This is a genomic window from Kitasatospora sp. NPDC101183 (assembly GCF_044767945.1).
Lineage (GTDB): Bacteria > Actinomycetota > Actinomycetes > Streptomycetales > Streptomycetaceae > Kitasatospora.
On sequence record NZ_JBIWOW010000001.1, the window covers coordinates 115,812 to 139,951 of the forward strand.

Here is a 24,140-nt window from a genome sequence, read left to right on the forward strand (position 1 = left end):
CGAAGAGCGTCAGAGCTGCTCGGGCAGGTCGGCGGTCACCGTCGTCGGGCCGCCCGGCGGGCTCTGCACCGACAGGGCCCCGTCGACCGCCGCCAGCCGCTCGGCCAGGCCCGCCAGGCCCGAGCCCGCACCCACGACCGCGCCGCCACACCCGTCGTCACGCACCGTCAGCCGGACGCGCCCGCCCGCCGAGAGCACACCGAGCTCGGCGGTGCGGGCGCCGCTGTGCTTGGCGACGTTGGTCAGCAGCTCGGCCGCGCAGAAGTACACCGCCCGTTCGATCGGCTCGGCCGGGCGCCTCGGCAGCTCCACCCGGACGGTGACGGGCACCGGCGCGGTGGCGGCCAGGCCGGGCAGGGCCTCGGCCAGCCCGGCGTCCAGGGCCACCGGGTTGATGCCCCGGGTGAGGCGGCGCAGCCCGGTGATGGTGTCGTCCGTCTGGCCGCGCGCCCGGTCGAGCAGGGTGCGCAGCCGGGCGGGGTCGGGGCCGGCGCCGGGGCCGGCCCCGAGCGCGTCGTCGGCCAGGGAGAGGGTGATGGCGAGGGCCACCAGCTGGGCCTGGGTGCCGTCGTGCAGGTCCCGTTCCAGGCCGCGCAGCCGCTCGGTGGACTCGGCGAGCAGGGTGGTGCGGGCGTTCTCCAGCTCGCGCACCCGCTGCTGCGAGCGGGCCGGGCCGAGCAGCGCCCGGGCGAGGGCCCGGTTGACGGCGCTCAGCGCGCGGACGGCGGCCGGGACGGCCAGCAGGACGGCGAGCCCGGCCGGGACGGCGCCCGCGTCCAGCCCGCCGACCGGGTGCGGGCCGGGCTCCATCAGCCGTACCCAGAGCGGGAAGCCGGTCAGCCACAGGCTCGCGGCCGGCAGGCCGACCGCCGCGAGGAAGCCGAGCGCGCCCAGCGGGAGGCGCAGCAGCAGGTAGAGCAGGGCCCGCCAGGCCACCGGGTCGGTGAGCACCGTCCGGCCCCGGGCGAGCGCCCCGGACGGGCGGGGCGGCGGCGGGGGCGCGGGCACCGGCGCGGCCAGCAGCCGGGCGACCAGCCGGCGGTGCAGCCCGCCGAGCGCCCGGGCCCCGGCCAGGGCGGCCACCACGAAGGGCAGGCCCAGGACGGTGAGCGACAGCAGCGCCCCCGCGTAGAGGACGGCGACGGCGTAGAGCCCGCCGAGCACCCCGAGCGGCAGCCCGAGCAGGGCGAAGGCCACCTCGCCTCCGGGCAGCGCCAGGTGCCGCCTCACCGCTGCACCGTTCACGTCACCGCTCCCCCGCCACGGCGGCGACCTCGCGCCCGCCGACCGCCCACAGCCCCGTCCCGACGATCCCCGGCATCGTCAGCGCCGCCGCGCCCGCCGCCAGCCAGGCCGTCGAGGCGCCCGGCACGGTGGGCAGCGCCGAGCCGGTGACGGCGAGGCTGAACGCGCCCGCCGCCCCGAGGGCCACCGCCGCGCCGAGCAGCACGCCGACCACGGTGGTGGCCGCCGCCTCGAGGGTGAGCATCCGCAGCAGCTGGCGCCGCGTCGCCCCGACCAGCCGCAGCAGGGCGAGTTCGCGCCGACGGTCGGCGGTGAGCGCCACCAGGGTGTTGACCGTGGAGACCGCCGCGAAGCAGACCAGCAGCCCGAGTTCGGCCTGGCGCAGCCACACGTCGCTCGCCTTGGTGACGCTGGTGGCCACGCCCGTGGCGCGGGCGGCCCGTTCGGCGGTGCTCGTCATGATCACCATGGTGCCCGACAGTCCGGTCAGCAGGGTGACCGGCACCACGGCCGAGGAGAGCCGGGCCGCGTACCCGCGCAGGTTGGCGTCCGCGAGCCAGCCCGCCCGGGGGGCGAGCACCCGCAGCGGCGCGCCGAGGACGGCGGCCAGGACCCGGACGGCGAGCGGGCCCAGCAGGGCGAGCGCCGCCAGCAGGACCACGGCCCCGAGCAGCGCGGCCTGCCCGGCCTTGTCCAGCTCCTCGGCCCGCCTGGTCGCGGCCAGCCGCAGCAGCAGCGCGCCGCCGGCGAGCACGGCCGCCCCGGCGAGCAGCCGCACCGCGCCCGCCCGCCGGTGGCCCGTCGATCCGTCGGTGAGGGCGGCCGCCGGGGCGGGCCGGGTGATGCGCCCGGCGGCGAGGCCTGCGGCGCCGAGGCCGACGAGCAGGGTGACGGCGAGCGCCAGTAGCCAGGGCACCGGCGTGCCGGGTATGCGCAGGCCGGGCGCCGCCATCGAGCGCCGCTGGAGCTCCCCGAGGAACCGGTGCGCCGCGAGGCGGCCCAGCAGCACGCCGGGCCCGGCGGCGATCAGCAGCGTCGCCGTGACCTGCGCGCGGATCAGCCGTCGTACCTGCCGGGGCGTGGCCGCGACCGTGCGGAGCAGGGCCAGCTCGCGGTGCTGCTGACGGAGGGTGAAGCCGAGGGCGTTCACCACGACGAACATCGCGACGAGGACGGCGATCTCGCCGAACGCGCCCGCGATCACCACCAGGCCGGGCCCGCCCACCCGCGCCCGGGCCACGGCTGCGGGCGCCGTCAGCTGCGCGGCGGCCAGGGAGCCGAACAGCGTCAGCGCGGCCACGGCCAGCAGCAGCGCCGCGGCGAGCCCGGCGAAGCTCGCCGGCCGGCGCCGGATCTGGGCGAGGGCCGTCGCCGCCACGGCGCTCGTCGAGCTCCTCCTCATCCCGCTCACCCGCCCAGGGCGCTCAGCCGCTCGGCGACCCGCGCCGCCGTCGGCCGGAGCAGTTCGTCGATCAGCAGGCCGTCGGCCAGCAGCAGCACCCGGTCCGCGAACTCGGCGGCGGCCGGGTCGTGCGTGACCATCACGCACGTCCGCCCGTCGACGTCCACGCCGGTGCGCAGCAGGCCGAGGATCTCGCGGCCGGTCGCGCGGTCGAGCGCGCCGGTCGGCTCGTCGGCGAAGAGGACCTCGGGTCGGGAGACCAGCGCCCGGGCGATCGCCACCCGTTGCTGCTGGCCGCCCGAGAGCTGCCCGGGCCGGTGGCGCTCGCGCCCGGCCAGGCCGACCCGGGCGAGCGCCTCGCGGACCTCGGTGCGCGCGGGCGGGCGCCCGGCCAGCCGTCCGGGCAGTTCGACGTTCTGCGCGGCCGTCATGGCGGGCATGAGGTTGAAGGACTGGAAGACGAAGCCCACCCGGGCCCGGCGCAGCTCGGCCAGGCGCCGCTCGGGCAGCCCCGCTATCTCCGTGTCGCCCCAGCGCACGCTGCCGCTGGTCGGCCTGTCCATCCCGGCGAGGCAGTGCAGCAGGGTCGTCTTGCCGGAGCCGGAGGGGCCCATCACGGCCGTGAACGTCCCCGGCGCGAAGGCCGCGGACACCCCGCGCAGCGCGGGCACGGCGCCCGCGCCCCGGCCGTACGCGCGGTGCAGCCCCTCGGCGCTGAGGACCGCGCCCGTCGTCGTGTCGCCTGCCGTGGCGGCGGTTGTCGTCGTCCCGTTCATGCTCTTCATCCTGGACACGGCGGGCCGGTTTTTCGATTGGGCTGGCACCCCGATTCGGGGTTCGGAAAACCGAACCCCGCAGGTGGTGCCGTGTACACACCCGTGCCCCCGGGGCGGCGGGTTCCCGCCGCGCCGGGGGCACGGGTGCTGCTTCAGCGGAGGATCAACGGCCTTGCAGGGAGCGGGCGTTGTCCCCGAAGGACCAGCCCTTCGAGCCGTCCCAGTTGATCGACCAGGTCATGAGGCCCTTGGGCGCCCCGCCGAGGGCGCTCCAGGCCTGGCCGACCGAGCCCGGGTCCATGTAGCCGCCGCCCGCGCCCGGCTGGGCGGGCAGGCCGGGGACCTGCTTGTCGTAGGGCACCTTGATGGTGGTGCCCTGGATGGTCAGGCCGTTGGCCAGGCAGGTGGTCTGCACGGTGAAGCCCTGGACGGTGCCGGCCTGGTACGAGTCGCCGGAGCAGCCGTACATGCTGCCGTTGTAGTACTGCATGTTCAGCCACCAGAGCTGGCCGTTGTCCACGTACTTCTTGATGATCGGCAGGTAGGCGCCCCAGATGGAGCCGTAGGTGACGCTGCCGCCGGTGACGTAGGCCGTCTCGGGGGCCATCGTCAGGCCGAAGCCGGCGGGCATCTGGGCGAGGACGCCGTCGATGATGCGCATCAGGTTGGCCTGGGAGGCGGAGGGCGTCTTGATGTCGCTCCCGGCGGAGAGGCCGGTCTCGATGTCGATGTCGATGCCGTCGAAGTTGTACTTCTTGAGGATCGGCACGATCGTCGAGACGAACTTGTCGGCGACGGTGCTGGAGCTGAGGTCGATGCCCGCGGCGGCGCCGCCGATCGACATCAGGATCGTCGCGCCGGCGGCCTTGGCCTGGCACATCTCGGCGGGGGTGGAGACCTTGACGTTGGTGTCCATGCCGTCCTGCCACTGGACGGTGCCGTCCGAGAGGATCACCGGGAAGGCGGCGTTGATGACGTTGTAGCCGTGCGCGGCCATCCGGCTGTCGGTGATCGGCACCCAGCCCATGCCCGGGTGGACGCCGTTGGAGGCGCCGTCCCAGTTCTCCCAGTAGCCCTGGAGGACCTTGCCCGCGGGCTTCGGCTTGGTCGGGCAGGTGTCGCCTGGCGACGGGGTCGTGGGCGGCGTGCTGGTGGGCGGCTGCGAGGTCGGGGGCTGAGACGTCGGAGGCTGGGAGGTCGGGGGCTGCGAGGTGGGCGGCTGGGTGGTCGGCGTGGTGGCGGTCGGCGAGGGGCTGCTGCCGCCCGGGCCGACCAGCGACACGTCGTCCGCGAAGTACGCGGGCTGCCCGTACCAGCCGTGCAGCCAGATCGTCACCGAGGTGGTGTTCGCCCCGGTGGTGAAGCCGACGCTGAGCTGGCCGTACGAGGCGTTGTTGGCCGTCCAGGTGGACGGGTCGCCGCCGGAGCCGGTGCCGGTGGCGCCCAGGTAGACGTAGCTGCCCTGGACGTACGCGCTCAGCGTGTACTGGGAGTTGGGCTGCACGCTGATCGTCTGGGAGCACTGCGCGGAGTCCTGGCCGGACGGCGTCGCCTGGAGGGCGCCGCTGCCGGAGTGGACCGGACTGCTCACGACGACACCGGAGTTGCCGGTGCAGGACCAGTTGGCGAGCCCGTTCTCGAAGCCCGGGTTGGCCACCAGGTTGACGGCCGCGGCCCCGGCCGTGGCGGTGCCCGAGACGGCGATGCCGGCCCCGATGACGGCGACGGCGCTCGCCATGGCGACGAGGCCCTTCAGTGCGCGGGGCTCGCGCCCGGACCGGTTCGGCTGCGGTGCTCGCTCCACGGCCGCCCTCTGCGGGCGTGGGCCGTGCGACCTCCGTTGGAACATGGTGGAGCTCCCTTCCCGCCGTGCGCCTGGGACGTGACGACGCGTGGGGGCGCGGCGCGCGGCTCGGGTGAGGTGGGGACATGTGGGGGGATGTACCGGTCCGGATCGTAGGAGGGGCGGCGAAGGCACGTCAATAGGTCTGGACCAATCGCAGGCCCGCGCCGCCCCGGGGGTTCCGCGACGATCAGGAGCCCACGGTGTTCCTCGCCAGCAGCTTCCCCTGCGCGTCGTACGCGGCCAGTTGGACGCCCTCGAACGGGAACGCGGCCGGGGAGCCGCCGGTGGACTTCGGGGCGGGCGGCCCCCAGAACCACCCGGTGGCGAAGCCCGGCTCGCCGGGGAGGGAGGCGACGGTGACCCAGGAGGCCTTGCCGTCCATCTCCACGGACATCCTCGCCACCTTGCCGGGCCCCTGGTAGACGAGGTTGTACAGGCCGTCCCGGTACTCCGGCGGGTTGCCGTAGTACCCCATGGTGATCTGCGTCGCACCGTCCGACCAGGAGTGGCCGCCGCAGTCGGACCTGTCCTTGTACGCGGGGGCGTCGTGGATGCAGACCTCCCGGTCGTTCAGCTTCATCCACCAGTCCGGGCGGCCCAGCGGCACCTGCTGGCCCGGCTGCACCGCCAGGGCCTCGGGGGCCTGCCCCTCCGGCACCAGGAGGGCCTTCGGGGCCGGCGCGGCGGCCTGGACGGCGCTCGGCGCGGACAGCAGCGCGCCCGTTCCGGCCACCACCACGAGCGCCGCCGCCACGGCCCCGGCGCCCAGCGCCGCCCGGCGGGCCCGCCGCTGGCGCCGTACGTGGGCCAGCGCCGGCCCGGCGGACCAGTCCGCCACCGCGACCTTGCCCGCCTCCTCCCGCAGGGCCCCGCGCACCATGTCCTCGGTGTCCATCGCCTGATCCGTCACCTGTCGCCCCCGTCCGTGCCTTCGATCGTCCAACCCGTCCCCGCCGCGTGCCCGGCCAGTGCCGGGTTGCCCCGCAGCTTCGCCAGGCCCCGGCTGGCCTGGCTCTTGACGTTGCCCACCGAGCAGCCGAGCACCTCGGCGACCCGGGCCTCGCTCATGTCCTCCCAGTACCGCAGGACGACCACCGCCCGCTGGCGCTGCGGCAGCTCCGCCAGCGCCTGGAGCAGCACCGAGCGCTCCTCCACCTCGCGGTGGCCACTGCCCGCCGCCTGCTCCCGGTCCGGGAGGACGGGCACCAGCAGCTGCCGGACCCGGCGCCGCCGGTGGCGGCTCAGGTTGTTGTTCACCAGGGCCCGGTGGATGTAGGCGTCCGGCTCGTCCAGGCGGCTGATCCGCGACCAGTTCCTGAAGGCCTTCGCGTACGTCGCCTGCACCAGGTCCTCGGCCTCGTGGTGGTCGCCCGTGAGCAGGTACGCCGTGCGCACCAGCCGCCGCCACCGCGTGGCGGCGAACTCCTCGAACCCGGGCCCCCGCACCCCGGCGGGACCACGGCCCGGGACGGGCCCCGGCCTGTCCCCCACCGGGGTCTCTACTGCACTCGCGGTCATCCGCTTCCTTTTCACGTCCTCGCGACGACCCGACCGGACCGCCACTCTGCCCTGTCTCACCGCAGCGCGGCCGCAAGGGTTGCACGGCCTCCTCCGCCGACCTGTCCACGGAAGCCGCCTCCGGCCCGCGGCCCGGAGGCGGCCGGGTGCCGGAGCACCCCGCGACCTGTAGTAGTTTGGGGCGTTCCGAATGATCGCCCGGGCCCTGCACCGCTCCACCCTCGCCAGACCGAAGGTCGCCGACGCGGGCCGCCTCGGATTGTGTGGGAGTGTGACCGCTGTGACCCGTCCGACCCCCTCCTCCCCCGGCATAGCCCCGCCCCCGGCGGCAGGCCCCCGGGCCCGGCGCGCCCCCGCGCCCCCTGCGCCCCCTGCCGACGACCGGCCCCTGGCCCTGCGCGCCGCCGCCCGGGTGGGGCAGCTCGTCACGCTCGTCCTGGTCCTCTTCCTCCCGTGCCTCGCGCTCGCCGGGGCCGCCACCGGCCTCGTCATGTGGCTCTTCCTGAACTGACGGGCCCCGGACCGGCGGCGCCCGGAGCGGCCGTCAGGGGCCGGCCCCCGCCCCGCCGCCGGTTCACCGGACGGAAACACGGCTCCGGCATCATCCGGCGCATGCGTATCGAACAGGTGTCGTGGGAGGCCCCCGACGCCGTCGCACTGCGGCGGCGCCAGCGGGCGGAGATCGCCGAGATGTACGGGACCGCCCACAGCGAACCGGGCACGGCGCCCTCGGCCGGGGACGTCGCGGTCTTCCTCCTGGCGTACGTGGACGGCGAACCGGCCGGATGCGGGGGCCTGCGGGACCTCGGCGAGGGGGTCGGCGAGGTCAAGCGGATGTACGTGGACGGGGCGCGGCGCGGCTCCGGCGTCGCCGAGGGAGTGCTGCGGGCGCTGGAGGCGTGGGCACGCGAGCGCGGCTGGCAGCGGCTGCGCCTGGAGACCGGCGAGCGCCAGACGGCCGCCGTGCGCTTCTACACCCGCTGCGGCTACGAGCGCATCCCCAACTTCGGCGCCTACGAGGGCGTCGCGAGCTCCCTCTGCTTCGAGCGCCGCCTCGACGGGGGCGACGGCACCTGAGGTGCGGGAGCGCCGGTGACGATCTGTCATCCGGGCCTGGTGCGGGGCTCGACCGTTCCGATACGGTCTGGACCAATCAGCGGCCACCCTCGCCCCCGCCGCGTCCCCCTGCTCGTCGTCAGCGCCCCGGGAGTCGTCATCAGCGCCCAGCCCGCCCCCGTTCCGCTCACCCTCCCGGCGCTCCTGGACCACCGGGCCGCGCTCCACCCCGACCGCCTCGCCCTGCTGGTGCCCGGTGGCGAGGCGCTCACGTACGGGCGGTGGCGCGAACGGGCGGTGCGGGCCGCGCACGGCCTGGCCGGGGCGGGGGTGCGGCCCGGGGACACGGTGGCGCTGATGTTCACCAACCGGGAGTGGCCCGCGTACGCGACGGCGTTCCTGGCCGCGCACTACGCGGGCGCGGCCGCCCTCGTGATCCGCGAGGACCTGGCCCGGGACGAGGTGGAGCGGCTGGTCGAGGCCGCCGGGGCGCGCTGGGCCGTCGCGGGCGGCGGGCCGCGCACCGGGCTGCCGACCTTCGCACTCGACGACGTGGAGGAGCGCGGCGCGCAGGCCGGGGACGAGCCGCCGCACCGGGCCGCCCCCGAGGACCCGGCCCAGGTCATCGGAACCTCCGGGACGACCGGCACCCCGAAGGGCGTCCGCGCCGCCCACGCGAGCCTGACCGCCGGGCTGCTGCTCGACCCCCGCCCCCGCCCGTACGCCCACTCGCGCCACGCCGTGCACGCCTTCCCGATCGGCACCAACGCCGCCCAGGCCGTCCTGGTGAACGCGCTGACCGCCCACCCCGCCACCGTCTGCCTGCCGCGCTTCGACGCGGAGGAGTTCGGCCGGGTGGTGGAGGAGCACGCCGCGGGCACCGTCTTCCTGGTGCCCTCCACGGCGGTGGAACTGCTCAACTCCGGTGTGGCGGAGCGCCGGGACCTCGGCAGCGTCCTGCTCGCCACCTCCACGGCCGCCGCGCTTCCCCCGGCCGTCGCCGCCGGGCTCGCCGCCGCCCTGCCGAAGGCGACCGTCGTCAACACCTACACCTCGGCGGAGGCCGCCCCCGCCCAGATATCCGCCGTCGTGGACCCGGGCCGCCCCGGCTCGGTGGGCCGCCCCACCGACCCCTCCGGGCTGCGCATCCTCGACGGGGACGGGGAGCCGGTGGCCCCCGGCGAGGCCGGCGAGATCTGGCTGCGCCAGCCCGGCCCGCCGCGCGAGTACGCCGGGGCCGCCTCCGACGGCGTGTTCCGCGACGGCTGGGTGCGCATGGGCGACCTCGGCCGGCTGGACGGGGACGGCTTCCTCCACCTCGTCGACCGCGAGAGCGACATCGTCAAGTCCGGTGCGCTGAAGGTCTCCACGCTGCGGATCGAGGCCGTGCTGCACGAGCACCCGCAGGTCGCCGACGCCTCCGCGCTCGGCCTGCCGCACCCGGTGATGGGCCAGGTGCCGGTGGCCGCCGTCGTCCCGCGGCCCGGCGGCATCGACCTCGACGCCCTGCGGCTCTTCCTCAGCGAGCGGCTCGCCAGGCCCGAACTCCCCGTCCGCGTCCTGGTGGTGGACGCCCTGCCGCGCAACCCGAGCGGCAAGGTGCTCAAGCACCGGCTGCGGGAGGCCTTCGACGAGCCCGCGCAGGTGAGCGGCAGGGCGCCGGGGACGGAGCGGGAGCTGGCCCTCGCGGACCTGTGGCGCGGGGTGCTCGGGCGGCCCGTCCGGTCGGTGGAGGAGGAGTTCTTCGCCCTCGGCGGGGACTCCTTCCGCGCCGTGCAGCTGGCCGCCGCGATCTCCGCCGAGTTCGGCGTCCCGGCCCGCACGGCGCTGGTCTTCGAGCGGCCCTCGCTGCGCGCCCAGGCCGCCTGGCTGGAGGGCGCGCGGCACGACGCCCCCGGGGCGTCCGAGCCGGAGGAGGCGGAGGTGTCCGCCTTCCTGCGCTCGCTGCGCGCGCAGCCGCACGACCTCCCGCTGACCTCCCAGCAGGAGAACTTCCTGCGCTGGATGGCCGAGGCCCCGGACCGCAACGTCGGCTCGGTGGCGGTGATGTTCCGGGTGGTCGAGCCGCTGCGCGCGGACGTCCTGGCCGAGGCCCTGCGCGAGGCCGTGAGCCGCCACCAGGCGCTGCGGACCAGGTTCGTGCCCGTGCCCGGGGCCGAGCCGGGGGTGCTGCGGGCCGTCCTGGACGAGGAGCCGCGTACGGACGTGGTGCTGGTGGACGCGCCCGGCGCCTCCGACGAGGAGGTGTCCCGGCGGCTGGTCGCGGTGCGCGACGGGCTGACGGACCTCGCCGAGACCCCGATGACCAGGCTGGCCGTGGTGAGCCGGGGGCCGGAGGACCACGTCGTCCTGCTGGCGGTGCACCACCTCGTCAGCGACGGCTGGTCGCTGGGCGTGCTCCTGCGCGACCTGGGGGTCTTCTACTCGGCGCTCCGCAACGGCCGCAAGGCCCCGGCGATGCGGCCGGGACCGTCCTACCGGGAGCTGGTGGAGTGGTCCAACTCCCGCTGGACGGCGTCGCGTTCGCACTTCACGGCCACGCTCGCGGGCGCTCCGGAGGCCGTCGAGCCGTTCCCCGGGCGGGCGCACACCGAGACGGTGCTGAGCGCCGCCCACGGGTTCACCGTGGCCCCCGAGCGGGCGGAGGCCCTGCGGGCGAGGGCGGCGGAGCTGGGCGCCACCCCGTTCCTCGCCGTGGCGGCCCTGTGGAGCGGCCTGCTGGCCTCCCGCAGCGGGCAGCCGGACCTCGTCCTGATGACGCCGGTGCCCGGGCGGACGAGGCCGGAGGCCGAGTCGGCGGTCGGCTGCTTCGTGCAGTCGCTGCTGGTGCGCGTGGACGCCTCCGGCGCGCCCGGGTTCGCCGAACTGCTCGACCGGGTCCGCTCCGCCGCCACCGCCGCGCTGGACCACCAGCTGTACCCGTTCGCCGAGTTCAGCCCGCTGGCGCCGTTCGCGGCCTGGCTGCGGTACGAGAGCTGGAGCGCGCCCGCCCAGCTGCCCGGGGTGGCCTGCACGGCCTGGGAGCTGCCGCGCGACGCCACCGTGCCCTACCCGCTACCCGGCGGCGACCGGCACGTGCCGGAGCTGGCGGTGGCCGAGCAGCCGGACGGCGGGCTGAAGTGCTGGCTGCGGTACAACCGGCACGCCTTCGAGGCGGAGGCGGTGGCGGCGCTGGCCGACGGCCTGGCCGCCGCCCTGGCGGAGGCCGCCGGGGTGTGACGGCGGGGTGTGACGGCGCGGGCCCCGGCTCCGCGAACGCGGAACCGGGGCCCTCCCTGCAAGGACTGCTCAGCCTGCCAGCCGCCCGGCCGCCTCGTCCTCGGTGAGCGCGTCGATCTCGGCGATCAGCAGCGCCTCGATCCTGGCCGCCAGCGCGGCCGGGGTGCTGCTCTCGAAGACGTCCCGGATGGGCACCTCCAGCCCGATCCCGGCGCGGATGCGCGCGGCGACCCGGGTGACGAGCAGTGAGTCCCCGCCCAGGGCGAGGAAGTCGTCGAACACCCCGACCTTCTCCACCCCGAGCACCTCCCGCCACAGCTCGACGACGAGTTGCTCGGCGTCGGTGCGCGGCGCGACGTACTCCGGCCCGCCGGCCGGGCCCGGGTCGGGCAGGGCCGCGAGGTCGGGCTTGCCGTTCGCCGTCAGCGGCAGCCGGGGCAGGACGAGCACGCTCTCGGGGACCATGTACGCGGGCAGCCGCAGCGCCAGGTGCTCGCGCAGCTCGGCCGCGAGGGGCTGCGGGGCGCCCGGGCCGGGGACGGCGTAGGCGAGCAGCCGCCGGCCGTCGCGCACCAGCACGGCGGCCTGCGCCACCGCCGGGTGCGCCGTCAGCGCGGACTCGATCTCGGCGGGCTCGATCCGGTGGCCGCGCAGCTTCACCTGGGCGTCGGCGCGCCCGAGGAACTCCAGGGCGCCGTCCGTGCGCCAGCGGGCGCGGTCCCCCGTTCGGTACATCGTGCCGCCCGCGTACGGGTCCGGGACGAAGGCGGCGGCGGTCAGGTCGGGCCGCCCCAGGTACCCCCGGGCCAGGCCGCTGCCGCCGATGTGCAGCTCGCCCTCCGAGCCCCGGGGCAGCAGGGCGCCCCGCTCGTCCAGGACGTGCAGCCGCACGCCGGGCAGCGGGCGGCCCAGCGAGGGGCGGCGGCCCGCGTCCCCGGAGGCCAGCTCGGCGGCGGTGACGATGACGGTGGCCTCGGTCGGGCCGTAGGTGTTGACCAGCCGGACGGCGTCGCCGTGCCGCGCGCGCCAGCGGGCGACGGTGTCGGCGCGGGCCTCGGAGCCGCCGATGACCACCAGGCGCAGCGCCTCGGGCCACCGGGTCTGCTCGCCGAGGCCGACCAGCTCCTCCCAGTAGGCCGTCGGCAGGTCGAGCACGGTGACGGAGCGTCCGGCGGGGCCGTCCAGCAGGTCCGGCAGGGTCCGGCCGCCGCCGGGCAGCAGCACCGCGCAGGCGCCGGAGGCCAGGGCGGGCCACAGCTCCTCGACGTGGGTGTCGAAGCCGAGGTTGGCGAACTGGACGATCCGGTCGCCGGGCCCCAGCGCGTACCCGTCCGGTCCGGCCATCCAGTCGACGCGGGCGGACACGGCCTCGTGGTCGACGGCGACGGCCTTCGGCGTGCCCGTGGAGCCGGAGGTGTAGAGGACGTACGCGAGGCCCTCGTGGCGGGGTGCCTCGGCGTCGGCGGGTTCGGGAGGGGCGTTGTCGGTGAGGGTCAGGGCGGCCCCGGCCTCGCGCACCATCAGGCGGCGGCGCTCCTCGGGGTGGGCCGGGTCGACCGGGAGGTAGGCGGCCCCGGCCTTCCAGATCGCCATCAGGGCCGCGACCTGCTCGACGGAGGGCGCCATCGACACGGCGACCACCCGGCCGGCCACCGGCCCGAGCCGCTCCGCCAACTCGGCGGAGAGCAGGTCGAGTTCGCCGTAGGAGATCATCTTCCCGTCGCACTCAAGTGCCGGCGCCCCGGGGCGGGCGGCGGCCTGCTCCGCGAAGCGCTCCAGCACCGTCCGTACGGCCGTCGGCGCGGCGGGGCCGGTGCCGAGGGCGAGCAGCGCCGCCCGCTCCTCGGGGCCGACGAACCAGTCCCCGTGCAGGGGCAGTTCGGGGTCCTCGACGATCCGCGCGTACAGCTCGCGGCAGCGGCCGCCGAGGGCCTCGACGGTCTCCGCGTCCAGCAGCTCGCGGTCGTAGCAGAAGGAGAGGGTGATCCCGCCCTCGGCGGTGCGCCAACTGTCCAGCAGCAGATCGGTCTTGGCCTGGGCGAAGCCGGAGTCCATGCCCGTGGTGCGCACCCCGGCCGGCAGGGCGGGGCCGCCGGAGCCGTCCGCGAGCTCGTACTGGCTCTGGTGGACGAAGACGGCCTGGTGGAGCGGCCCGGTGCCGGAGTCCGGGGGCATGCCGAGGTGGGCGGCGAGGCGTTCGAGCGGCGCGTCCGGGCGGCTCAGGGCGGCCAGGGCGGCGGACCGGGTGCGGCGCAGCACGGTGCGGAAGTCGGGCTCGCCGGTGAGGTCGGCCCGGATCACGGCGGTCTTGTTGAAGTAGCCGAGCAGTGCCTCGTGGGCGGCCTCGGTGCGGCCCGCCAGCGGGGTGCCGACGACGAAGTCCGGGCAGCCCGTCCAGCGGGCGAGGACGCACTGGTAGCCCGCGAGCAGCACCATGAACGGGGTGCAGCGCTCCTGGCGGGCCATCCGGTCGAGGGCGGTGGTGAGCGCGGGGCCGAGGTCGACGGTGACGAAGCCGGCCGGCCTGGTCGGCCGCTGCGGGCGCGGGCGGTCCAGCGGCAGGCGCAGCGCGCCCGTCCCCGCGAGCCGGTCCGCCCAGTGCCGGAAGGCCTCCTCGCCCGCAGCCCCGGCCGCTCCGGCCTGGTCGGCCCGGGCGAAGTCGCCGTACTGGAGGGCGAGTTCGGGCAGCTCGGCGGGGGCCTCGCCGATCGCCTCGCGGTAGAGGGCGAGCAGCTCGCGCCACATCGTCCGGAAGGACCAGCCGTCCGAGACGATGTGGTGCACGACGATGCTGAGGGCGTGCTCCCGCTCCCCCGCGCTGATCAGGGTGGCGCGCAGGGGCGGTGCGGCGGCGAGGTCGAAGGGGGCGTTGACGGACGGGCGGCAGGCGTCGGTGAACTCCGCCTCGCCCGCGCCCTCGGGGAGTTCGATCACGACCAAGCCGGTCGGGGCCGGGGGCTGGACGTGCATGACGGGCTCGCCGTCGCCGTCCGGGCTCCCGGGTGCGAAGCGGGTGCGCAGGATCTCGTGCCGGGCCGTCAGGGCGTCCAGGGCGGTGCGCAGGGCCCGCTGGTCGAGCGGGCCGCTCCAGCGCCGGTTGAGGTACATGTTGAAGCCGGCGTCCTCGGGGTGGAGCTGCTGGAGGAACCAGAGCCGGCGCTGGTCGGCGGTCAGCGGGTGGGTGGTGGTCACCGGTCGGTCACCTCGGTCTCGGAGGGGTGCGGGGCGGCGCGGCTCTGGAGGGTCTCCAGGCCGACCAGGTCGTCGGGCTGGGCGTCGGGGACGTCCCGGTCGAAGTGGCGCAGCACCGGGACGCTCAGGCAGACGAGTGCGAGAGCGGCCATGGCGAGGCCGAACAGCAGGTAGAGCAGGCCGATGCCCCGGCCGTCCCCGGTGCCGGTGATCCGGCCGACGGTGTCGGCGAGGGCGCCGCCCTCGTCCATGAGGGGCTGGAGGACCCGGGGGCCGAACGGGGCGATCAGCGCGAAGCCGACCGGCAGGGTGGACCAGGCGACCATGGTGTTCACGGCGATGACCCGGCCGTGGAAGCGCAGCGGGATCTTGGTCTGCACGATCGTGGCGTAGACGCCGTTGACCAGGGCCAGGCCGAAGGTCATGCCGAAGGCGCCGAGGGCGACCGTCCACAGGGAGGGGCGCAGCCCCGTGAGCAGGCAGGCGGCCGCGAGGCCGAGGGTGGCCAGCAGCACCCCGCGCAGCTTGTGGTGGCGGGGCCCGCCCCAGGCCAGCAGGGTGATGCCGCCGAGGACGGCGCCGAGCCCGGCGGCCGTCGAGACCCATCCGGCGGCGCTGAGCGGGGCGAAGGAGAGGACGAGCGGGGTGGTGAGCAGGAACAGCGGGGAGAGGAAGACGTTCAGGGCGGCGAAGTAGACCAGCATCGCCCGGAAGTGACGGCTGCCGAGCGCCCGCCGGAAGCCCTCGCGGATCTCGGCGGAGACGCTCTCGCGGCGGGTGGAGCCCATGACGTCCGGGAAGCGCACGGCCAGGGTGACGGCGGTGGCGAGCACGTAGCTGGCCACGTCCAGGGTGAGGATGCCGCCGAGGCCGATCGCGGCGAGCAGGCCGACGGCGAACAGCGGGACGAGGAACTGGGCGAGGCCGAAGAGCATCTGGACGACGCCGTTGGCGCGGCCGAGGTAGCGCTTGGGGACGAGCTGCGGCACCGCCGCGTTCCAGGCGAGGCGCTGGAAGGTGAGGGCGGCGGAGAGCACGGCGACGAGCGCGTAGGCGTGCCAGACCTCCAGGCTCCCGGTGGCGTACAGCAGGAGCAGCAGGGCCTGGACGCCTCCGGCGGCGACGTCGCCCGCGAGCATGATGCGACGGCGGTCGCCCCGGTCGACGAGCGCCCCGGCGAGGGGCGCGGCGAGGATGCCGGGCACCAGGCCGCAGGCGGCCAGCAGGCCGAACTGGGCCAGGGAGCCGGTGCGCAGGTAGATCCAGACGGGGAGGGCGAACTCGGTGAGCGCCGATCCGATCATCGACACCTGCTGCCCGGAGGCGACGGTGAGGAAGCGCCGCATGGTGGGGCGTACGGGCGCCTCCGCCGCGTCGGGCCGCTGCTTCGGGTCGCGGGAGACGCCGGCGAGCCACCAGGTGGCGCCGTCGGTGCGGCGGTGGCGGTCCTCCTCCCCCTCGGCGAGGGAGCGGTGGACGCCGGTGACGACGGCGGCGAGTTCGGCGGCCCGGTACTTGAGGTAGAAGTGCCCGGCCTCGTCGAGGACGACCACGGCGGCGGTGTCGGTGATCCGGTGCCACTCGCGGAAGCGTTCGGCGTAGAACTCGGTGGCCGGGTCGCGCTCGCCGCAGACGGCGATCACGGGGGCCTTGATCCGCCCGCCCTCCGTCCCGAACATCCGGGTGAAGTACCGCTCGACGTCCTTGGTGCCGGTGCGCCGGTTGCGCACGATCAGGCGCAGCTGCTCCTGGTCGACGTCGTCGGTGTCCAGCCCGGCCGCGGCGAGGGCGTTGATCATGCCCTGGTCGCTGCGCATCCGCTCGGCGATCTCGGCCCAGCGTTCGCCGATCGCGGCGCCGCGCCCCTTGGGGCGGGCGAAGGGGAAGATGCCGCCGAGGTGGACGGCGTCGATCTCGCGGCCGGCGGCCTCGACCCGGCGGGCGATCTCGACGGCGAGGCGCACGCCGACCCCGCAGTGCCCGTACAGGACGATGCGGCCCTCGACGTTCTCGAGGATCTCGCGGGCGCACCGGTCGGCGACCTCGCCGACCTCCATCGGCTCCTCGCCGAGCTCGTGGCCGGGGACGGCGATGGAGTGCAGCGCCCAGTCCTCGGGCATGGCGTCGGCGAGCGGCTTGTAGATCAGCGCGCTGCCGCCGCCGTACGGGGCGCAGACCACGCTGGCGGTGGTGCGGCGGCGCTCGGGGGTGAGGCGGTGGAGCAGGCCCTGGGGGCCCCGGTCGGCCTCCGGTTCGCTGACGAGGGCGGCGAGGCGGCGCACGGTCGGGAAGCGGAACAGGTCCATGACGCCGACGGGGGTCGGCAGGTCGGGGAAGGCGCGGCGCAGCCGGGCGACGACCTGGGTGGCGAGCAGGGAGTGCCCGCCGATCTCGAAGAAGTCGTCGAGGGCGCCGACCTGCGGGAGGCCGATGACCTCGGCCCAGATGGCGGCGATCAGGGTCTCGGTCTCGCCCTCGGGTTCGACCCGGCCGCCGGGCGGTGCGGCGTCCTCCGGTTCGGGCAGGGCCTTGCGGTCGACCTTGCCGTGGGCGAGCAGGGGCAGGCGGTCGAGGAGGACGAACCGGGCGGGGACCATGTGCTCGGGCAGGACGTCGGCGAGGGCGGTGCGCAGCTCGGCGGCCGTCGGGGCGCCGGCGGGGCCGGCGGGGTGTTCGAGGTAGGCGACGAGGTTCTGGCGCAGGCCCTCGCCGCGGGTGGTGACGTGGGCCTGGGTGATGCCGGGCAGGGCGGTGAGGGCGGCCTCGATCTCGCCGGGTTCGACGCGGTAGCCGCGGACCTTGATCTGGTCGTCGGCGCGGCCGAGGTATTCGAGGGTGCCGTCGCGGCGCCAGCGGGCGAGGTCGCCGGTGCGGTACATCCGGCCGCCGTCGCCCTCGCTGAAGGGGTCGTCGAGGAAACGTTCCTCCGTCAGGTCGGGGCGGCCCAGGTACCCCCGGGCGAGGCGCTCGCCGCCGAGGTGCAGCTCCCCCGTCACGCCCGGCGGCACGGGCCGGCCGTCCTGGTCCAGGACGTAGCAGCGGGCGCCCGCGAGCGGGGTGCCGATCGGCGTGCTGCCGGGGCCGCCGTCCCCGGGGAGGACCTCGTGGACGGTGACGCCGACGGTCGCCTCGGTGGGGCCGTAGTGGTTGAACACCGCGCACCGCCCGTGCTCGGCCAGTTCGGCGGCCCAGGCGCGGGCGGAGGCCTCCCCGCCGAGGACGAGGGCGCGGCGCGGCAGCAGGCGCTCGGCCGGGGCGTCGGCGGTGAGGGCGGCCAGGTGGGAGGGCGTCATCTTGAGGTAGTCGAGTTCCAGCTCCTCGACGGCCCGGGCGAGGTCGGCCCCGGCGATCCGGCGCGGCAGCAGGTGGACGCGGCCGCCGGTGGTGAGCGCCAGGTAGAGCATGGTGATGCTGAAGTCGAAGGACAGGGACTGCAGCAGGCCGTACCGCGCGCCGGGTTCGATCCGCAGCCGTTCCCGCACGCCGGCCAGGTAGTTGAGGATCTCCCGGTGCTGGACGGCGACACCCTTGGGCTGCCCGGTGGAGCCGGAGGTGTAGATGACGTAGGCGAGGTCACCGGGGCCGGACAGCTCCTCCAACGGGCTTGCGTCGGCTTCCGGTTCGAGGCCGTCGGCTTCGAGGTCGTCGGCTTCGAGGTCGTCGAGGAGCAGCTCGGCACCCGCGTACCCGGGGAAACGCTCGCGCAGGGCGGCGTCCGTCACCAGCACCCGTACCTCCGCGTCCGCGACCAGGTGGGCGAGCCGGGCGGGCGGCTGCTCCGGGTCCAGCGGGAGGTAGCAGCCGCCGGCCTTCAGCGCGGCGACCAGGGCGACGGCCAGCTCGGGCGACTGCTCCAGGCAGACGGCCACCCGGTCGTCGGGGCCGACGCCCAGCGCCCGCAGGCGGCGGGCCAACGCCGCTGCCCGGGCGTCGAGTTCGCGGTGGGTGACGACGCGGTCCTCGAAGACCAGGGCGGGGCTGTCACCGGCCGCCCGGGCCGCCGTGGAGAGCAGTTCGGTCAGCGTCCGCGCCCCGCCCTCGGGCAGGGCGGGCCCTGCGGCCCAGCGCTCCAGCACCTCGCCGCGCTCGGCCTCCGTCAGCAGCGGCAGCTCCGCGATCGGCCGGTCGGGCCGGGCGGCGGCGGCCGTCATCAGCGTCTCGAAGCGGTCGGCGAGCCCGCGCACGGTGGCGGCGTCGAAGAGGTCGGTGCGGTAGGTGATCAGGCCGAAGAGCCCGCCGTCCTTCTTCTCCCGCAGGTAGAAGGCGAGGTCGGCGTGGCTGGTGGCGGTCTCGTGCCCGAAGCCCTCCGCCGCAACAGGGGTTGCCGCGCGGTCTCCGTAGTTCTGGTAGGCGAAGGTCACCTGGAACACGGCGGCGCGGCTGACGTCCCGCTCGACGTCCAGGTCGGCGACCATCTGCTCGAAGGGCACCTCCTGGTGGGTGTACGCGTCGAGGGTGGTCTCCCGTACCCGGCCGAGCAGTTGCCCGAAGGTCGGGTCGCCGTCCAGCCGGGCCCGGATCGGCAGCATGTTGACGAACGCGCCGACCACGCCCTCCAGTTCGCGGTGGAGGCGCCCGGCCACGGCCGAGCCGATCGCGAAGTCCCGCTGCCCGGCGTGGCGGCCCAGCAGCACCTGGAGGCCGGCCATCAGCACCATGTACGGGGAGGCCCCGTGGGCGCGGGCGCACTCGGCGAGGGCGCGCATCGTCTCCGGACTCCAGTGCAGCTCCACGGCCGCGCCCTCGAAGCCGAGCAGCGGCGGCCGGGGGCGGTCGGCGGGCAGCTCCAGGGCGGGGACGTCGGCGAGCCGGGTGCGCCAGTACGCGCGGGAGGCGGCCAGGGCGCCACCGTCCAGCCGCTCGCGCTGCCAGTGCGCGTAGTCGCCGAACTGCACGGCGGGCGGCGGGAGTTCGGCGGTGTCGCCGTGGGCGTGGCGGGCGTAGAGGGCGTCCAGCTCCCGGTTGAGGAGGTCGATGGACCACCCGTCGCAGACGATGTGGTGGATGACCAGGGCGAGGACGTGGTCCTCGGCGGAGAGCCGGATCAGCAGCGCCCGCAGGAGCGGGCCGCGCGCGAGGTCGAAGGGCCGGGCGACGAGCGCGGCGATCTCCTCCCCCGCTCTTCGCTCCGGGTCGGGCGCGGCGGAGGCGTCCGTGAACTCGGCTTCCACGGGCCCGGGCCCAGCCACCCGGACCTCGGCCCGGCCGTCCTCGGTGGCCGGGAAGGCCATCCGCAGCGCCTCGTGCCGGGCCGTCAGGTCGGTGAGGGCGGCGTCCAGGGCCGTCCGGTCCAGCGGCCCGCGCAGTCGGCGGGCGGGGGCGAGGGTGTAGGCCGTCCCGCCCGGGGTGAACTGGTCCATGAACCAGAGGCGTTCCTGCCCGCTGGACAGCGGCGGCGCGCTGCCCTCCGGGCGGGGCCCGACCACGCGCACCGGGGCGGTGGCGCCCCGCAGGCGCTGGGCGAGCAGCGATCTCTTGGCGTCGGACCAGCCGGCGGGCGGGCCCTGCTGGGTGTCGGTCATCGGGAGTCCGTTCGGGCGGGGCGCGGAGGGGGAGGGGTGTTCGGCGGTGGTCATCGCCGCTCCCGGACGACCGCCGCCAGGGCGGCCGGGGTGGAGGCGTCGAAGTACAGGTCGAAGTCGAGTTCGACGCCGTACGCGGCGCGAATGCGGGCCGTGATCTGCATGATCGTCAGCGAGTGGCCGCCGAGGTCGAAGAGGTCGTCCTCGGGGCCGAGGCCGGTCAGACCCAGCACCTCCTCCCAGATCGCCAGGACGGCGGCGGTGACCTCGTCGACCGCCTCCTCCCCCGGTACGGCCGGTCCGGCGACCTCCACGGGCGGCGGCGCGGGCAGCGCGCGGCGGTCGAGCTTGCCGCTGGAGGTCAGGGGCAGGCGCTCCAGGGCGACGAAGCGGCGGGGCACCATGACGGCGGGGAGGGTGCGCAGCAGGTGGTCCCGCAGCTCGGCCTCCGTCAGCGGCGCGGCGCCGGGGGCGGGCACCCGGTAGCCGACGAGGGTGGGTTCGCCGTTCTGCTCGTGCACGGCGACGGCGGCCCCGGCGTTCGCGGAGTGGGCCAGCAGCGCGGCCTCGATCTCGCCGAGCTCGATCCGGTGGCCGCGGATCTTCACCTGGTCGTCGATGCGGCCGTGGAACTCCAGTTCGCCCACCGGGGTCCAGGCGGCGAGGTCGCCGGTGCGGTACATCCGGGCGCCGGGCCCGCCGAACGGGTCGTCGAGGAAGCGCTCCGCCGTCAGGTCGGGGCGGCCCCGGTAGCCGTCCGCGAGGCCGTCGCCCGCCAGGTGCAGTTCCCCGGGGACGCCGACGGGAAGCGGCCGGCCGGCCGGGTCCAGCACGTAGGCGCGGGTGTTGGCGACCGGTCGGCCGATCACCACGGCCTCCGGCTCCTCGGGGACGTCCGCGCAGGTGGCGTAGATGGTCGCCTCGGTCGGGCCGTAGCCGTTGACCAGCCGGCGCAGGGCGGCGCGCAGCTCGCGGGCCAGCGGCAGGGGCAGCGCCTCGCCGCCGACGATGCCGGTCAGCCCGGCGGGCAGCGGGCCGGCGCCGAGCAGGACGCGCCAGCCGGAGGGGGTGGCCTGGAGGTGGGTCACGCCCTCGCGGGCGATCAGCGCGACGGTTCCGGGCGCGTCCAAGGCGGCGCCGTCGGGGGCGAGGACGAGGCGGCCTCCGGTGGTCAGGGGCAGCAGGATCTCCACGCCGGAGATGTCGAAGGAGAGGGAGGTCAGGCCGAGCCAGACGTCGCCCGGGCCGGCGCCCAGCATCTCGGCGAACGTGGTCAGGAGGTTGACCAGGGCCCGTTGGCCGACCTCGACGCCCTTGGGGCGGCCGGTCGAGCCGGAGGTGTAGAGGACGTAGGCGGTGTCACCGGCCGGGTGCTCGCCTCCCGTCCGTCCGCTCCTCGGCTCGACCGTCGAGAGCCGGAGCACCGCCGGGGCCGCGGCCGACACCTCGGGGGCGGGCTCCGGCCCGGCGACCAGCAGGGCCGCGCCCGAGTCGGCGATCAGGTGGGCGAGCCGCTCGGCGGGGTGGGCGGGGTCGAGCGGCAGGTAGGCGGCCCCGGCGGCGTGCACGGCGAGGAGCACGGCCGGCAGGTCGAGCGTCCGCTCCAGGTGCAGGGCGACGAGGTCGCCGGGGCGGACCCCGGACTCCCGCAGCACGGCGGCCAGTTCGTCGATCCGCCGCACCAGCTCCCCGTACGTCAGCTGCCCGCCGCCCGCGCTCACGGCGAGGGCCTCGGGCGCGGCGGCGGCCTGCTCGCGGACGAGGTCCAGCGCCGTACGGTCGCGCGGGTAGGCGCGGGAGGTGTCGTTCCACTCCCGCGTCACCCGGCGGCGCTCGGCCTCACCGAGCAGCGCCAGGGCGCCCAGCGGCTCCTCGGGCGCGGCCGTCGCGGCGGCCAGCAGGGTCCGGTAGTGCCCGGCGACGCGCTCCGCCGCCCCGGGCGGGAGGACGGCCGGGGCGTACTGGAGCGAGAAGGCCGGACCGTCCGGGGTGTCGACCGCCTGGAGGTGCAGCGTGTTGCGGGCGGCGCCGCCGAAGACGGCCCGGTCGACGGCGACGGTGCTCCCCGGGAACACCGGGTCGGCCGCCCCGCCGCGCCGGTAGCCGAAGGAGACGGGCGCCAGCCCGGCGCGCGGGGTGAGCCCGCCGACCGCCGCGCCGAAGGGCACCGAGCGGTACGGGTACCCGGCGCGCGCCTCGGCGCGTACGGCCCGGGCGTACGCGGCGAAGGGGGTGTGCGGGCCGACCCCGGTGGGCGCGTGCACGGGCAGCTCGTTGACGAACAGCCCGATCTCCCCGGCCTGTTCGGGCGTGCGGACGGACAGCGGGGTGGAGACGGGGACGGCCTCGCCGCCGTAGCGCAGCAGCAGTCCGTGCAGGGCGGCGAGCAGGAACTCGAAGACGGTGACCCCGCAGCGATCGGCGGCGCCCTCCACCTCGGCCCGCTCTGCCGCGCCCAGCCTCCACTCGACGCAGGCTCCGGGCGCCGGGTCGGTGACGGCCTTCGGCAGCCCGGGCAGGACGGGCTCCGTGGCGGCGGCCCAGCGCGGGCCGTACCGGTCTGCGGCTCTTCGTACCAGGGCGTCCCCGGCCGGGGCGGCGGGCGCGGCGGGCAGGCGGGCGGGTCGGGGGGCTGCCTCGCCGAGGGCCTCGGCGTAGGCGGCGGCGAGCTCCGCGAGCAGGACGTCCTTCGACTCCCCGTCGAACACCGCGTGGTGGGCGACGACCAGCAGCTCCGCCGCCTCGCCGCTCCCCCGGACGAGGGTGAACCGCGCGGGCGGGCCCGTCTCCAGGTCGAAGGGCAGGGCCGTCTCCTCGGCGATCCGCTTCTCCAGGCCGCCCGCTCCGTCCCCGGAGGCGTCGACCAGGCCGAGCACGGGCGCGGGGCCGGGCTGGGGCACGAGCGCGCCGTCCCGCTCGACGAGCACCTGGCGCAGCGCGGGCTGACGCTCCGCCAGGGCCGACACCGCGCGCCCGAGGGCCTCGGCGTCGACCCGGTCGAAGGAGATCCGCAGGGGCATGTGGAACACCCCGTGCGCGCGGCCGAGGCGTTCGGTGAACCAGACGCCCCGCTGGAAGGGCGAAGCGGGCGAGGGGAGGCTCTGCGGCATGGGCGACTCGATTCGCAGTCGGTGGATGGTGCCTTCCGTGACCGGACGCCGTCATGACCGACGCCTCGGGATCACTGATGGCGCGGCCCCGTCAGATGGTGTCCGGCCGCCCCTGGCCGGCGGACGGGCCGCCCCGGCCTCGACCCGCCCGGGCCGCCGCAGATCCCCCCTGCGCGCATCCGGGTCGGAGCCGATCTTCTCCCCCGAGGAAAGATCTTGGTCTAGACCTGCCGAGAGGTTGGCAGAGATGCCCTGCGCCGTCAAGGGTCTTCCGGGCCCCCCGGGGCGGCTGTCCACCACCGTGACCAGCGGGGTGAAGTCCCGCCCTTCGGACACGGATTGACGCGGCGGCGCCCGAAGTGCACGCTCTGGTGCACCGGCCGCCCGCGTGCCGATCCGGCTGACGGCGCAGGAAGTCGGCCGGGCCGACTTCCTGCGCCGGGGCGGCGTCAGACGGCGAAGCCGCCGTCCACCGCGAGCTCCGCACCCGTGACGTAGCGGGCGCTCTCACCCGCCAGGTAGGACACGGCGTCGGCGATCTCCGCCGCCGTGCCGTAGCGACCGAGGGCGGTGAAGCCGCGCTGGAAGTCGGCGGAGTCGCCGTCGGCCGGGTTCATGTCGGTGTCGATCGGGCCCGGGTGGACGAGGTTGACGGTGATCCCGCGCGGGCCGAGTTCGCGGGCCAGGCCCTTGGTGAAGCCGATCAGCGCGGCCTTGCTGGTCGCGTAGAGCACGCCGCCGGCGAAGGCGGTGCGCTGGGCGATGCAGCTGCCGATGCTGACGATCCGCCCGCCGTCGGCCAGGTGCTCCAGGGCCGCCTGCGCATAGAGGTAGGGCGCGCGGACGTTGACCTCCAGCACCCGGTCGACCTGGTCGAGGGTCACCTCGCCGACCGGCCCCATGGCGCCGACGCCCGCGTTGTTGACCAGCACGTCAAGGCGTCCGAACCGCTCGGCCACCGCCGCCACCACGCCGCGCACGGCCTCCGGGTCGGCGCTGTCGGCCCGCACGGCCCAGCCGGTGCGGCCCATCGCCGTGATCTTGGCGGCCACCTCCTCGGCCGCCCCGGCCGAGCCCTGGTACGTCAGCGCGACGTCCGCGCCGTCCTCGGCCAGCCGCAGCGCGACCGCCGCCCCGATGCCCCGACTGCCGCCGGTCACCAGCGCCACCTTGTTGTCGAGGGTCCCCGCACCGTTCATCGTCGTCATCTCCGTGTCTCCTTGTTCCGGTCTTGAGCGGGTTCGATTCAAGACC

13 protein-coding genes are annotated in these 24,140 nt (G+C 76.1%); 3 read left to right on the forward strand and 10 right to left on the reverse strand.

Annotated features, from left to right (window positions below; all coding sequences use genetic code 11):
• Positions 1-9: 9 nt before the first annotated feature.
• From ACIRRS_RS00545 to ACIRRS_RS00570, 6 genes are all read right to left on the reverse strand, one after another.
• Complete coding sequence (locus tag ACIRRS_RS00545) at positions 10-1,245, reverse strand: sensor domain-containing protein (RefSeq protein WP_402962657.1); 1,236 nt, start codon at positions 1,243-1,245, stop codon at positions 10-12.
• Between the two features lies 1 nt (position 1,246).
• Entirely contained in the window at positions 1,247-2,647 is a 1,401-nt protein-coding gene (locus tag ACIRRS_RS00550) for an FtsX-like permease family protein (RefSeq protein WP_402962659.1), read from the reverse strand.
• Positions 2,648-2,652: 5 nt separating this feature from the next.
• Entirely contained in the window at positions 2,653-3,423 is a 771-nt protein-coding gene (locus ACIRRS_RS00555; protein WP_402962662.1) for an ABC transporter ATP-binding protein, read from the reverse strand.
• 163 nt (positions 3,424-3,586) lie between these two features.
• A complete protein-coding gene (locus ACIRRS_RS00560) occupies positions 3,587-5,227 on the reverse strand; it encodes a carbohydrate binding domain-containing protein (protein ID WP_402962665.1) in 1,641 nt (546 codons plus the stop codon).
• A 229-nt stretch (positions 5,228-5,456) separates the two neighbouring features.
• Positions 5,457-6,164 (reverse strand): hypothetical protein, encoded by a 708-nt coding sequence (locus ACIRRS_RS00565; RefSeq protein WP_402962667.1) that lies wholly within the window; start codon positions 6,162-6,164, stop codon positions 5,457-5,459.
• A gap of 11 nt (positions 6,165-6,175) precedes the next feature.
• Positions 6,176-6,715, reverse strand: coding sequence for a SigE family RNA polymerase sigma factor (locus ACIRRS_RS00570; protein WP_402963536.1), 540 nt, complete (start codon positions 6,713-6,715; stop codon positions 6,176-6,178).
• Positions 6,716-7,067: 352 nt separating this feature from the next.
• Here ACIRRS_RS00570 and ACIRRS_RS00575 point away from each other — a divergent pair, with 352 nt between their 5' ends.
• From ACIRRS_RS00575 to ACIRRS_RS00585, 3 genes are all read left to right on the forward strand, one after another.
• Positions 7,068-7,298 (forward strand): hypothetical protein, encoded by a 231-nt coding sequence (locus ACIRRS_RS00575; protein ID WP_402962670.1) that lies wholly within the window; start codon positions 7,068-7,070, stop codon positions 7,296-7,298.
• Positions 7,299-7,399: 101 nt separating this feature from the next.
• Positions 7,400-7,864 (forward strand): GNAT family N-acetyltransferase, encoded by a 465-nt coding sequence (locus ACIRRS_RS00580; protein WP_402962672.1) that lies wholly within the window; start codon positions 7,400-7,402, stop codon positions 7,862-7,864.
• A 15-nt stretch (positions 7,865-7,879) separates the two neighbouring features.
• The gene (locus tag ACIRRS_RS00585) at positions 7,880-11,062 is read left to right on the forward strand and encodes an AMP-binding protein (RefSeq protein ID WP_402962675.1); all 3,183 of its coding nucleotides are present in this window, start codon (positions 7,880-7,882) and stop codon (positions 11,060-11,062) included.
• 69 nt (positions 11,063-11,131) lie between these two features.
• Here ACIRRS_RS00585 and ACIRRS_RS00590 read toward each other — a convergent pair whose 3' ends face one another.
• From ACIRRS_RS00590 to ACIRRS_RS00605, 4 genes are all read right to left on the reverse strand, one after another.
• On the reverse strand, positions 11,132-14,254 hold the full coding sequence (locus tag ACIRRS_RS00590; RefSeq protein WP_402962678.1) for an amino acid adenylation domain-containing protein: 3,123 nt from the start codon (positions 14,252-14,254) through the stop codon (positions 11,132-11,134).
• Positions 14,251-19,830, reverse strand: coding sequence for an amino acid adenylation domain-containing protein (locus ACIRRS_RS00595; protein ID WP_402962681.1), 5,580 nt, complete (start codon positions 19,828-19,830; stop codon positions 14,251-14,253). Before ACIRRS_RS00595 ends, ACIRRS_RS00590 begins: the two co-directional genes overlap by 4 nt.
• Positions 19,827-22,886: an amino acid adenylation domain-containing protein gene (locus ACIRRS_RS00600; protein ID WP_402962683.1), complete on the reverse strand. Its 3,060-nt coding sequence runs from the start codon at positions 22,884-22,886 to the stop codon at positions 19,827-19,829. Before ACIRRS_RS00600 ends, ACIRRS_RS00595 begins: the two co-directional genes overlap by 4 nt.
• Positions 22,887-23,335: 449 nt before the next feature.
• On the reverse strand, positions 23,336-24,094 hold the full coding sequence (locus ACIRRS_RS00605) for an SDR family NAD(P)-dependent oxidoreductase (protein ID WP_402962686.1): 759 nt from the start codon (positions 24,092-24,094) through the stop codon (positions 23,336-23,338).
• Between the last annotated feature and the right edge of the window lie 46 nt (positions 24,095-24,140).

Excerpts from the sequence above, each read along its gene's own strand:
- ACIRRS_RS00550 (WP_402962659.1), bottom strand. The coding sequence starts at position 2,647 with ATGAGGAGGAGCTCGACGAGCGCCGTGGCGGCGACGGCCCTCGCCCAG.
- ACIRRS_RS00555 (WP_402962662.1), bottom strand. The coding sequence starts at position 3,423 with ATGAACGGGACGACGACAACCGCCGCCACGGCAGGCGACACGACGACG.
- ACIRRS_RS00565 (WP_402962667.1), bottom strand. The coding sequence starts at position 6,164 with ATGGACACCGAGGACATGGTGCGCGGGGCCCTGCGGGAGGAGGCGGGC.
- ACIRRS_RS00580 (WP_402962672.1), top strand. The coding sequence starts at position 7,400 with ATGCGTATCGAACAGGTGTCGTGGGAGGCCCCCGACGCCGTCGCACTG.
- ACIRRS_RS00595 (WP_402962681.1), bottom strand. The coding sequence starts at position 19,830 with ATGACCACCGCCGAACACCCCTCCCCCTCCGCGCCCCGCCCGAACGGA.
- ACIRRS_RS00600 (WP_402962683.1), bottom strand. The coding sequence starts at position 22,886 with ATGCCGCAGAGCCTCCCCTCGCCCGCTTCGCCCTTCCAGCGGGGCGTC.
- ACIRRS_RS00605 (WP_402962686.1), bottom strand. The coding sequence starts at position 24,094 with ATGACGACGATGAACGGTGCGGGGACCCTCGACAACAAGGTGGCGCTG.